This window comes from Mesorhizobium sp. CA5 (genome assembly GCF_020165105.1).
Taxonomy (GTDB): Bacteria; Pseudomonadota; Alphaproteobacteria; order Rhizobiales; family Rhizobiaceae; genus Mesorhizobium.
Window position 1 is genome coordinate 284,241 of record NZ_JAIUHJ010000005.1, and the last position, 11,857, is coordinate 296,097.

Genomic DNA, 11,857 nt, shown 5'->3' on the forward strand with positions numbered 1-11,857 from the left:
AAGTACGCTCCGCTCCGGTTCTCGGAAGCCACCATTTTCGTCTCGGCCTGACCTGAATCTCAACACACCTCAAATGTACAGACCAATGACCACACCCGATCCGATCCGTCGCTTTGTCGAAGCGACCAACGCCGCCGATACCGAAGCCTTTCTGGCCACATTCACAGACGATGCTTTCCTCAGCGACTGGGGTCGCGATTTCAGTGGCCGCGATGGCGTCGCGCGGTGGAACCAGTCGGACAATATCGGCGTGCAGTCCAACCTTCGCATCGTTCGCATCGCGGAGCGCGACGGCGTCTACCATGCCCGCGTCGCCGTGACCGGCAACGGCTTCAACGGCGAGGGCGACATGGCCTTCACGCTCAACGGCGACCGGATCGCGAGCCTGGTCATCAGCTGAAGAACGGATGCGTCGCCGACCTTCGTGCGGCATCGTCCAAAAATATGATCATTGTAATCATGTTTTTGTGGCAATGCCGCCGGCGCTGTGGCATGCCGGCGCTCGGCGATATCGGGCCTCGGCCGATCTCGTCGATATCGGAAGGCCCGGCGATGAAGCTCTTGAGCGCGCAAACCCGTATCCAAAACGACGACATCCGCGCGGTGATGGACAGGCTGCGCGCCGAGCACGGCGATTATGAAAGCGACACCGGCGTTGCCGGCCAATGGGAATTCCGCATGCATTACGGCACGTTGAATGCCTCATTCGACGACCGCGGCGTGCTGGTCCGTGTCGCGGCGGAGGACGAGACCTGCCTCTCCTACATGAAGATGATCTTCTCCGGCCACATCGCCGCGCATCTCAGCACCACCGAAGGCCTGCGCTGGCAAGGAGACGGCAAGGATGCCGGCACGCCGATATTCTTCCGCGAGATATCGGTCCTGTCCTCGAGGCGGTTGTCGCCGCATATGCAACGCGTGCGCTTCTGCGGCCGCGACCTCGGACGCTTCGCCCATGGCGGATTTCATGTTCGGCTTCTGCTGCCGCCGGCCGGACGGCAGGCGGTTTGGCCGACCATGGGCGCGGACGGCCTGATCGTCTGGCCGTCGGGCGAGGATGCGCTCACCATCCGCGTCTATACGATCCGCGCGCTGGACGTGGCCGAGGGTTGGCTCGACATCGACTTCGTGCTGCATCCCGGCGCCGAGACGCCGGCTGCGAGTTTCGCGCAGAATGCGAGGGCCGGGGACATCATCGGCATGATTGGCCCCGGCGGCGGCGATGTGCCCGAGGCATCAAACCTGCTTCTTCTGGGCGACGATACCGCGCTTCCGGCGATCGGCCGGATGCTGGAAGAGCTTGCGCCGTCCGTCCGTTCCGAGGCCTTCATCGAGGTTGACGGTCCGCAAGACCGGGTGACGCTGGCGGCGGGCGAGAACATCGCTGTCCATTGGCTTTATCGGCATGGCCGCGAAGCAGGCCGGGCCGGCCTGCTGCCGGAAGCGCTGCGCGAGCGCGGCCGCGGGGCCGACGATCTCTTTGTCTGGGCCGGATGCGAGTTCGCCGACTTCCGCGACATCCGCCGGATCGTGCGCAAGGAATGGGCCCTGTCGCGCAACCGGCATCTTGTCACCGCCTATTGGCGCCGCGGCGCGTCGGGCGGAGACGGTGCCGGCGAGGAATAGTTCAATCTTTTAGTTGCGATCGGTGACCATGGCGATGGCCGGCACCGCCAGCAGCGCGACGAGGCCCGCGCCGCCGAACAGTGCGCCATAGCCCAGATGCTGCGCTGCATAGCCGGCCAGGATGCCGCCCGCCATGCTGACCAAGGCATCCATGCACTGGAAAAGCGTGAAATCGACCCCTGCCTGCCTCGGATCCGACCAGCGCATGAACTGCGCATAGAGCGCCACGAAGCCGAGCGCCATGATGCCCGAGGAACTCAGCGTCGCGACGGCCGCCAGCGGGCCTGCCGGGAAAACGCCGGAAAGCGCGAAGGCCGCGAGGATGAACAGCGATCCGGCCTGCAGCATAAGCGCGAGCACAAGCACGCTGCGCGTGCCCAGCCATCGGACAAGAGCGCCGCCGGCAAGGGCGGCCGCGCCGCCGAGAATCATGCTGCCGACACCGTTGACCAGGCCGATCGTGGAAAGGCTGAGCCCGGCATCGACCAGAAACGGGCCGAGCATGGTCAGCGCCGCCTTCTGCGCCAGAACGTAGATCGCCGACGCCGCCAGACCGCGGCGTATCTGCGGGCGCCGCAGCGCCGTGCCGAGCGCGGGCACGTGTTGGCGCACTTCCTCGCGCGATCGGCCGGCGATGCCGAGCAGGAAGGGCAGGCCGAGCAGCACCAGCAGCGAGGCCATCGCCGACACCGCCGCGCGCCAGCCGTGGATTTCGACCAGATAGAGGAAAAGACCGGCGCCGATCGCCGAGCCGAAATAGGCGCCGCCGACCTGGGCGGCATTGCCCCAGCCGAGATTTTTGCCGGCAAGGTTCTGCACCGCAAAGCCATCGCAGGCGATGTCGACCGTCGAGGCGGCAAAGGCGACCACCGTCAGGCAGGCGACGACCGGCCAGAAGGCGGCGGGACCGAACTGGGCGATGGCCAGCAGTCCGGCGATGGAGATGAGGCCGCCGATGAGGACGATCGCGCCGGTGCGGTTCCTGCCCGCTGGCGGAAGCCGGTAGCGCTCCACCGCCGGCGACCACAGGAACTTCAGCGCCCATGGCATGGCGATCAGGGTGAGCAGGCCGATGCGGTCGAGCGGCAGGCCCTGTTCGCGCATCACGGCCGGGAGACCCGTCCAGGTGATGCCGCCGATCACGCTTTGCGCCACATAGAGGCCGCCGATCGCAGCGACGATGGCGGCCGGCGACGAGGCGGCCCGGTTCGAGACGGAGACCGACATCAGAAGCGATAGCGCAGGCTGCCGAACAGCGAGCGGCCCTCGTCGCGGTAGCAATAGCCGGCCGAGCAAATTGTCTGCTGGTTGTCGAACAGGTTCTTGGCGTTGATCTGCAGCTTCACGCCTTCGAGCTTCGGGTTGCGATAGCCGAAATCGTAGGACAGCGAGGCATCGACGAAGGCGCGCGCGTCGTTCTTGAAAGTATTGGTGTCGTCGCCGTAGCTCGCGCCGGCGAAACGCACGCCAGCGCCGAGTCCAAGCCCTTCAAGCGTGCCGTTCTCGAACTGGTAATGGCCCCAGAGCGACAGGACGTGGTTCGGCGTCGCCGACAGTTCCTTGCCGTCGGTGCCTTCGGCGCCGCGTTCGATCTTCACGCGCAGATAGGTGTAGGAGGCGATGAGGCTGAAGCCATTATCGAGCGAGGCATTGGCTTCCAGCTCGACGCCGCGCGAGTTGAGGTCGAGCTGGCGCTGCTTGTTGGTGCCGGTGGAGGCGTCGAAGACGACGCCGTCCTTCTGGTCGATGTCGAACAGCGCGGCGCTGACGGTCGCGTTGTGGTCGGGGATCTCGTATTTGACGCCGATCTCCTTCTGCGTGGCGATGGTCGGGCGGGCGACGCGGCTGACGGAACTCGAGACGTCGTCATAGACGAAGCCGATGTTAGGAGAGAACGAGGTCGAGTAGTTGACGTAAGGGATGATGCCCCATTCGGTCCGGTAGGACAGGCCGACGCGGCCGGAGAAGGCGCTGTCCTTCTGCTTCGACTGGCTGAAATCCGCCGCGGTGGAGGTGGTGTCGACCCAGTCGTAGCGGCCGCTGGTGAACAGGGTAAAATCGTTCCACTCCATCTGGTCGTGCAGGTAGACGCCGAGCTGGTTCATCTCCTGCCCGCCGGAATGGGGGACGGGGGCGGCCTTGATATCCTCGACCGAGACATAGGAGAGCCCGCTGCCGGCGTCATAGTCCGACCAGGCATAGTCGATGCCGGCAATCACGGTGTGCCGCACCGGACCCGTGTCGAATTCGAGCTGCGCCATGTTGTCGACGACGAAGTTCTTCATCGTCTCGGTGTAGTGGCCCCAGTAGCGCTCAAGCGGCTGATCGGCGCCGATCGAGTAATGGCCGCTATATTCGATATCCGAGTCGACGGCGTTGTAGCGCAGATTCTGGCGCACGGTCAGCCAGTCGTTGAAGCGGTGCTCGAACTCGTAGCCGATGCGCCCCTGATCTTGGGTGAAATCATTCCAGGACGGATCGCCTTCATAGACGTTCGACAGCACGCCATAGGCGGAGTTGTAGAAGGCCGCGGTGCCGCCGGTGACGGACTTCGAATATTCGCCGAGGATGGTGAGCTTGGTGTCCTCGTCCGGCTTGAAAGTGACGGCCGGCGCCAGATAGAGTTTATCGTCGGGATAGTCGGGCAGGCCGGTCTCGCTCAGACGGCCGAGGCTGGTGAAGCGATAGAGGATGCTGTCGTCGTGATTGACCGGCCCGGAAGCATCGAGCGCCGCCTGGAAGCGGTTGTGCTCGCCGGCCAGCAACTCGATCTCATGGAACGGCTCGTCCTTGGGGCGTTTGGTGACGACATTGACGATGCCGCCCGGACCGCTGACGCCGTAAAGCGAGGAGGCCGGTCCCTTCAGGATGGTGACGCCCTCGATGCCGTAAGGTTCTGTCTTGAACCAGGCGGAAGGGCCGTTGTACTGGCGCAGCCCGTCGCGGAACATGCCGTTGTAGAAGGCCTGGAAGCCTCGCAGGAAGAAGGCGTCATAGCGCGTGTCGAAACCGAAGCTGTTTGGATTGGCGCTGGCCGTGTAGCCCAGCGCGTCGTTCAGTGTACGCGGCTTCTGGTCCTCGATCTGCTTCTGCGTGACGACCGAGACCGCCTGCGGGATCCTGGCGATAGGCGTGTCGGTCTTGGTGCCGATGCGGTCCTTCTTCGCGACGTAGCCGTCCTGCTTCAGGATCTCGTTGCTCTCGGCGGTCACCTCGATCCTGTCGAGAACGGTGGCGTCGCCGCCTTCCTGGGCAATTGTCGGCCAGGCATGGCCGAGGATGGCGCTGCCCGCCAGCAATGATAATCCCCGGCGCCACGTCCTCGACCGCTTCGTCATTAACTTGTCTCCAATCCTCATGTTTGGTTGCGCCTCCGCGCTCTCAAATATGAGTAATAGAGTCAAGTATTTTTTTGATACCTCGCCGGACTTGACGGCGTCACATGGCGTCAGCCTTCCAGGCAGGCCGGGACAGGCGCGACGTCTTGTTGCGACGGCGATCCGCAACGCAAGCCGAAGAAGACGACGACGGCGGTGAGCACGGTGATCGTCGCCAGCACGATGAGCAGCCGGTCGAAAGCCGTCTCATAGGCTTGGACCAGGGCACTGGCGTCGGCCAAGTGCAGATGTTGCACCGTTTCGCTGATATTGCCCGTTGCCAGTAGCTGTGCCGCCGCGGCCGCTTCGGCAGGCGAGGCCAATCCTTGAGCGCCAAGCTGCGTGGCCGTGAAACCGGACAAGGCCGCCATGACGATAGCCAGGGCCACGCCCTCGCTGGCGACGCGGGTGGTGTTGAATATGCCGACCGCCATGCCGGCGCGCTCCTTTGGCACGACGCTGACGGCAAGTCCGTCCATCAGCCCCCAGGGCAAGGCGATGCCGATGCCGACCAAGACCAGCGGGAGCAGCAGCGCGTTGTCCGCCACGGGCACGCAACTGAGCCAGACCAGGCCGGCCGCGGCAGCGAGGAGGCCCACACCGCAGATGGTGGCCGGGGCGATCCGGCGTGCCGCCTGGCCGGCCAGCAGCGGCAAGATCAACAGCGGCCCGGACAGGCAGATCATCAATTGCCCAGCCTTGATCTCGCTCATCCCCTCAATGCCGATGAAGCGGATCGGCAAGAGCACGAGCAGGACGACGAAGGCATAGGCAGGTGCGGCGGCCAGGAACTGCACGCCGACGAAACGCGGGAAGCGAAACAGCGTCAGGTCCAGCATCGGCCGGCGCACGCGCCGCTCGACAATGACGAAGGCGGCAAAGAAGATGGCTGCAACGCCGAGAAGGGCGATAACGAGGGGATTGGCCCAACCGCTCTGGGGCGCCTGCAGCACGCCGCAGGTCAGCGCGGCAAGCGCGATGGTGAAGGTGGCGGCTCCCGCCCAGTCGAGCCCGGTTGCGTCCGGGTCGCGCGATTCGGCGACGGTGCGCAGGCCGAGCGCGGCGGCGGCAACGCCAAGCACCGCCACCAGAAGAAAGATCGCGCGCCAGCCGAACGCGTCGATGAGCAGGCCGGAGGCAACAGGGCCGAAGGCAAGGCCGATGCCGAAGCTGGTGCCAAGGAAGCTGAAGGCGCGCAAACGCGATTGCCCGTCGAATTCCTGGGCAAGCGCAGAGGCGCCGCCGGCGAAGGCGGCAGCGCCGCCAACGCCTTGCAGAGCCCTGAAGAAATCGAACCAGACGATGCCTGGCGCCAGCATACAGCCCAGCGCGGCTAGGGAATAGGCGGCGAGGCCGGCGAGAAAAATCCGCTTGCGGCCATGATTGTCAGCCAGCGCTCCGGCCGCCATCAGGCCGGCGCCGAAGGTCAGCATGAAGGCATTGGTCACCCAATTGAGCTCGATCGGACTGCCGCCGAGATCGGCGGCAATGCGGGACAGCGCCACGGCGGGACCGGTGAAGCTCAACGGCATCGTCATGGCTGCGAGGCAAACCGACAGCAGCACGAGCCATCTGCCGGCCGGGCCGGTTCTGGTCATCAAAGTCATGGATTTTCCTATCCGAGGCGGGATTTGCCGGCATGTCCTGACTGGCACAGCCGATCGCAACGACAAGATAGGGCGGCGACGTTTCCAGCAAAATAGTATTAAATCTCCGTTCATCTCGGAACAAAACGCTCGAATAGGTTCACCATGGATCGTCTCAACGGCCTTCTGGCTTTCGCCCGCACCGCCGAGCTCGGCAGTTTCGTCGCCGCCGGACAAGCGCTCGGCATTTCCGCCTCCGCCGTCGGCAAGAGCGTCGCCCGGCTCGAGCAGGAACTCGGCGTGCGTCTCCTGCAGCGCAGCACGCGGCGCATAGGTCTGACCGAGGAGGGCAAGCTGTTCAACGAGCGGGTGCGCCGCATCCTCGACGACATAGAAGACGCGGAGGCAATGCTGTCGCGGACACGCGAGACGCCGCATGGCCGGCTACGTATCTCGACGCCGATCGTCACCTATCATCTGCTTTTGCCGGTGCTGTCGGAGTTCATGGCCCGCTATCCCGAGATCGAGCTCGACATCGATTTCAACGATCGCATTGTCGACGTCATCGACGAGGGTATCGATGTCGCGATCCGCAGCGGCGAGCTGCCCGATTCGCGATTGGTGTCGAGGCCGGTCGCGCCCTTTCGCATGATCTTATGCGCGGCCGGCTCCTATCTCGATCGCCATGGCACGCCCGGCACGCCGGCGGATCTAGCGGCACATTTCGGGATACACTTCCGCTTTCTCAACAGCGGCAGGCTGCTCAACTGGCCGTTCATCACCGGGAGCGCCGAGCCGCAGATCCGTTCGATGCTGACCTGCAACAACATGGAGGCATTGAAGGGCGCTACGATTGCCGGTCTCGGCATCGCCTGCATGCCCGACTTCCTGGTGCGGGAGGCGCTGCATGACGGCAGGCTGCGCGCCGTGCTCGACGACCATGTCGACGGCCGCGGCCAATTCCGCATGCTGTGGCCGTCCAATCGCCATCTTTCGCCGAAGGTCCGGGTCTTCGTCGATTTCCTTCCCGAAAGGCTTGCGGCGGGACGATAGGCCCCGGCAATCCATACGAAGCTCCGCGGGGCTGGTCAGTAGGTCGCGCGGCCGCCGGAGAGATCGAAAGTCGCGCCGGTGGTGAAAGAGTTCTCGTCCGACAGCATGAAGACGATCATCGCGGCGGCCTCTTCCACCTCGACGAAGCGGCCCCGCGGCACTTTGCCGAGCATATAGGCGACCTGCGCTTCCGAGAGCTGCTCGAGAATTCTGGTGCGGGCGGGCGAGGGGGTCAGCGCGTTGACGGCGATGTCGTGTCCCGCGAGCTCCTTGCCGAGCGACTTGGTCAGCGCCAGCACGCCGGCCTTGGCGGCCGAATAGGCGGCGGCATTCGGATTGCCTTCCTTGCCGGCCACCGAGGAGATGTTGACGATGCGGCCGTAATTGCGCGCGACCATGCCGGGCACCAGGCGCCGGCAGCAGTAGAAGACGCCGTTGAGGTCGATATCGACGATCTGACGCCAGGCGGCGGGGTCGTAGTCCACCACGGTCGCCGCCGGCCCGGCAATGCCGGCATTGTTGACCAGGAGATCGACGGGGCCAAGCGTGCGCTCAGTCGCGGCGGCGGCGCGATCGACGGCCTCGATCTGGGACTGGTCGCAGAGAATGGCTTCAACGCGGCCGAGCGAATTGAGCTCGGCGACAGCCCGGGTCATTGCGGCCTGGTCGACGTCCCAGATGGCAACGCCGGCGCCCGACGACAACAGGCGCCGGGCGACCGCAAGGCCGATGCCTTGCGCGCCGCCGGTCACCACGGCGACGCGGCCGGAAAGATCGACGGCGTTCAAACGGCGGTTCATTGGCAATTCCCTTGCTCGTCGAGCAATTCAGCATCCTGATGGATTGCTGACTTGCTCCAACTTTCTGATTTTACGCAATTCCGAACGGAAAACCGCCGAGCACTTTTCCTGGAATTCCTTTGGCATTGGATACCCCGGATCAAGCCCCGACGTTTCGCGCCACCAGCCTGGCTACGCTTGGCACAATCAGCAGCACGACCAGGAAGCGCGCCGTCTGCAAGGCCATGACGAAAGAGATGTCGACGTTCTGCGCCGCGGCGGCGATGTCACCCAGCCTTTTCTGGCGCAGGAAGGCCGAAGCCGCCAACGGGATGGGTCTCGATCTGGAATTCGAAGCCGGCGATGAAGGGACGCGCCCTGGTGATCGCCGCTTGGACTTCCGGCAGCTGCAGCGATGCCTTATGGCTCGCCTGGTCGGTCCACACTTCGGTGACCCAGATGGCGTCGGCGTCGGCTGGATCGGTGGCGATGATGTAGCTCAGGCAGCCGGGGAGAGCGCCGGTGCTTTCGCGCAGCACGTCCATGACCGCATCGCGCTGGCCGCGCGCCGCCCGCATCTTGCCGATCAGTCCGTACATGCCCTTGATCTCCTCCAGGTTGTGCGCTGCATCGAGTATGCAGTCGACCGCTCACGGCATCAACTGGCCACCATTGACCTCGATCACCTGGCCGATGATGTAACCGCTCAACAGATCGGACGACAGGAACAGATAAGCTCCGACGCAATCCTCCGGCGTTCCGGCGCGTCCTTGCGGAATGGTTGCGACCATCGCCTTGATCTGCTCGGCATTCGAATAGCGTTCGTGGAAGGGCGTCAAGATCGTACCGGGCGCCACGGCGTTGACGCGGATGCCGAAGCCGATCAGCTCCTTGGCCATGCCGCGCGTCACGTTGGAAACGAAGGCCTTGGACGATCCGTAGAGGCCGGCGCCGCCGCCGGCGCCGTTGCGGGCGGCGATCGAGGTGGTGTTGATGATGAAGCCGCCCTGGCGCTTCAGCCAGGGGATCGCCTTGCGCGAAGCGGTCAGGACAGAGCGCGCATTGAGGTCCATCACGGCGTCGTAATGCGCCTCGTCCTGGTCGGCATAGGCGACGCGGCCAAGCATGCCGCCGGCATTGTTGACCAGGCCGTCGAGCCGGCCGAAATGGTTTGCGCTCTCTTCGACCACACGCTCGACGTCGGCAGGTTTCGAGAAGTCGCCCTGGACCAGAAACACCTCGCCGCCATCGTCGCGGATGGATCCGGCCACGGTTTCGGCGGGAGCGCGGCTTGCATTGAAATGCAGCGCGACGCGGCATTTCTGCGCCGCATAGGCACGGGCAAGTGCCGCGCCGATCCCGGTCGAAGCGCCGGTGACCAGCACCGCCTTGCCGGCAAGATCGGGGATGGCAAGTGTCGTCATGTCGGCTGGTCTCCGGGTTGCCATCCTTCGTAGGCCATTGCCGGCCCGGCCTTCAAGTGTTGGCGTTCAGTGCGGGCGCATTCAGGGCCTGAGATAGACATAGCCCTGATGCTGCAGTTCGGCGAGCCTCACGACGCCGCCCTTGTCGGCAAGCTCGAAGCCCGCCAGCAGGTCGGTCAGCGTGATATCCATGCCGTACAAGGTGTTGCCGCAGGCTTGCGGGACAAGTCCCTGCTGGACAAGGCCGGCGAAGCGACTGGAAACAGCGCCGGAAGCGCCCTTGGCCTTGAAGGCGGTCAGAGCCGGACCGTGCACCACGAGCACGATGTCGACATTGCCGCCGGTGCCTTCATAGTGGTTCTTGATGTTGCCGAGGACGAAGTTGACCTTGTCGGCGTCGCTGAGGTGATAGGCGACTTTCAGCCTTCCCTCAGGCGTTGCCGCATTTGCACGGCTCAGGCCGAACAGGCCCGCGGCGCCCGCGAGACCGGCACGAAAAATGTCACGGCGCAGCATCCTGTCCTCCCTTGCCTTGCCCGTTCGCTCAATTTTGCATGGTCCGGGCGCTCCTAGATTACTGCGTTTCACGGAAACGGCGAAACGCCCTATCTCCTTGTTTTTACGCAATTCCGAACGGAAAACTGCTCACACTTTTCCTGGAATTGCTCTAGCATGAAGCCAGTCCTGTGGCGGGAGGAGGATCATATGGCATCGAGGATCGTTGTGGGGAGGGCCATGGCGGGCGCGGTGCTTTGCGCCGCCCTTGTCGCTTTTGCCGGCGTAGCACGCGCCGAACAACCGCCCAAGCTTCCCGAGCTCAGCCCGACTGGCGCCGACGCCTGCTTCGGCCGTGTCTACGACGCCGCCCATCTCAAGGCGCATCCGCGCCAGAAGGTGGCGCGCATCTTCTTCTTCTACGGCCATGACCCGGTCAGCCGACCGAACGAGGAGCCGAGCACGATGTCGGACGCCGCTTATAACGGCTTTCTCACCACCACGGTGCGCGGCGCCAAGAAGCCGGACTGGGCGGCTGGCTGGTGCAACAAGGAGGACCCGGGCGACACCGCAAGCGGCATCCGCTGCGGCATGGAATGCGACCGCACGCTCGCCTCGCTGAAAGTCGACGACAACGGCCGGCTACTCCTCTCCAACGTACAGCCTGATGTGTATCTCGACGCCGGCGCCGAGGAGGATCTCGGCAAGGCCGAGTACAACAAGCAGGCGCTGGGCAGCGATGACGACAATTTCAAGCTGGACCCGATGCCGGCCGAGACGTGCAAAGCGGAGTTCGCGCGCATCGACCCGATCGATCCGGCGCTTGGGGATCCGCTGCGCGTGCGGCTGAAGCCCGATCAGCCCTTCTGTTTCGGGCGTGACTACGACGATGCGCACCTGAAGTCACATCCCAACCAACTGACGCAATCGATCCGCGTTTTCCGCGGACCGATAGAGCTTGCCTCGTTCGCCGCCGGCGGCGATGCCGCGAACTGGCCGGATGGGGCGGATATCGCCGTATCGGTGACGACGAGGCAGAAGGGGAAAAAGGTCACGCAGACCTATTCCTGCCAGGGCGAGGCCGACCAGTGGCGCTGTTCGGCCAGCGCGAAGATGAGCGATTTTTCCTGCGACGTCTCGCAGAAGGAGATCTTCCTCAAGCGCGGCGTCAACGGCACGATGATGGTCGCAAATCCCAACAATGCAGTGGCGGTCCTCGATCTCTGCTCGAAGGCGGCGAGCGGCAAGACCAGGTCCGACGACAAGGTCTATCGGCTGCAGCCGATGCCGCAGTCGGCCTGTGCTCCGTAACCAGCGCTTCGTCATTCTATGGCGGAGCAAGGAGCGAAGCGACGCGGCGCAGACCATAGAATCCACGCCGTGACTTGGAAGCGCCGCCTCGCTGCAGAATATTGCTCCGTTGCACGCCTTGGCGAAGGCAACGGCATGGCAACTGTGTTCACGCGAATGCGGTTTTGTCGCGAATGATAGCGTTGAGGACGACCAGGAGCTTCCTT

At 64.4% G+C, this 11,857-nt stretch carries 11 protein-coding genes and 1 pseudogene; 4 read left to right on the plus strand and 8 right to left on the minus strand.

Annotated elements, in window-relative coordinates; genetic code table 11:
* Positions 1–85 precede the first annotated feature (85 nt).
* Both LB529_RS09490 and LB529_RS09495 read left to right on the plus strand, forming a co-directional pair.
* Complete coding sequence (locus LB529_RS09490; protein ID WP_224710914.1) at positions 86–400, plus strand: nuclear transport factor 2 family protein; 315 nt, start codon at positions 86–88, stop codon at positions 398–400.
* A gap of 92 nt (positions 401–492) precedes the next feature.
* A complete protein-coding gene (locus LB529_RS09495; RefSeq protein WP_224710915.1) occupies positions 493–1,626 on the plus strand; it encodes a siderophore-interacting protein in 1,134 nt (377 codons plus the stop codon).
* A 9-nt stretch (positions 1,627–1,635) separates the two neighbouring features.
* On the opposite strand, the gene LB529_RS09500 is transcribed toward LB529_RS09495, so the two are convergent.
* The 3 genes from LB529_RS09500 to LB529_RS09510 all read right to left on the minus strand — a co-directional run bounded on the left by LB529_RS09500 (position 1,636) and on the right by LB529_RS09510 (position 6,610).
* A complete protein-coding gene (locus tag LB529_RS09500; protein ID WP_224710916.1) occupies positions 1,636–2,853 on the minus strand; it encodes an MFS transporter in 1,218 nt (405 codons plus the stop codon).
* Positions 2,853–4,964, minus strand: a complete 2,112-nt coding sequence (locus LB529_RS09505; RefSeq protein ID WP_224710917.1) for a TonB-dependent siderophore receptor — start codon at positions 4,962–4,964, stop codon at positions 2,853–2,855. Before LB529_RS09505 ends, LB529_RS09500 begins: the two co-directional genes overlap by 1 nt.
* A 110-nt stretch (positions 4,965–5,074) precedes the next feature.
* Entirely contained in the window at positions 5,075–6,610 is a 1,536-nt protein-coding gene (locus tag LB529_RS09510) for an MFS transporter (RefSeq protein WP_224710918.1), read from the minus strand.
* A 144-nt stretch (positions 6,611–6,754) separates the two neighbouring features.
* Between LB529_RS09510 and LB529_RS09515 the strand changes: the two genes are divergently transcribed.
* A complete protein-coding gene (locus tag LB529_RS09515; RefSeq protein ID WP_224710919.1) occupies positions 6,755–7,642 on the plus strand; it encodes a LysR family transcriptional regulator in 888 nt (295 codons plus the stop codon).
* 35 nt (positions 7,643–7,677) lie between these two features.
* Here the strand turns inward: LB529_RS09515 and LB529_RS09520 are convergent, their stop codons facing one another.
* From LB529_RS09520 to LB529_RS09540, 5 genes and pseudogenes are all read right to left on the minus strand, one after another.
* A complete protein-coding gene (locus LB529_RS09520; RefSeq protein ID WP_224710929.1) occupies positions 7,678–8,430 on the minus strand; it encodes an SDR family NAD(P)-dependent oxidoreductase in 753 nt (250 codons plus the stop codon).
* 151 nt (positions 8,431–8,581) lie between these two features.
* Positions 8,582–8,707, minus strand: a pseudogene (locus tag LB529_RS09525) (AbrB family transcriptional regulator); the annotation flags it as partial.
* Between the two features lies 1 nt (position 8,708).
* Positions 8,709–9,020 (minus strand): putative quinol monooxygenase, encoded by a 312-nt coding sequence (locus LB529_RS09530; protein WP_224710920.1) that lies wholly within the window; start codon positions 9,018–9,020, stop codon positions 8,709–8,711.
* Between the two features lie 51 nt (positions 9,021–9,071).
* A complete protein-coding gene (locus LB529_RS09535; protein WP_224710921.1) occupies positions 9,072–9,845 on the minus strand; it encodes an SDR family NAD(P)-dependent oxidoreductase in 774 nt (257 codons plus the stop codon).
* 81 nt (positions 9,846–9,926) lie between these two features.
* Positions 9,927–10,361, minus strand: a complete 435-nt coding sequence (locus tag LB529_RS09540) for a DsrE family protein (RefSeq protein ID WP_224710922.1) — start codon at positions 10,359–10,361, stop codon at positions 9,927–9,929.
* Positions 10,362–10,550: 189 nt separating this feature from the next.
* Between LB529_RS09540 and LB529_RS09545 the strand changes: the two genes are divergently transcribed.
* Positions 10,551–11,651, plus strand: a complete 1,101-nt coding sequence (locus LB529_RS09545; RefSeq protein ID WP_224710923.1) for a hypothetical protein — start codon at positions 10,551–10,553, stop codon at positions 11,649–11,651.
* Positions 11,652–11,857: the final 206 nt, after the last annotated feature.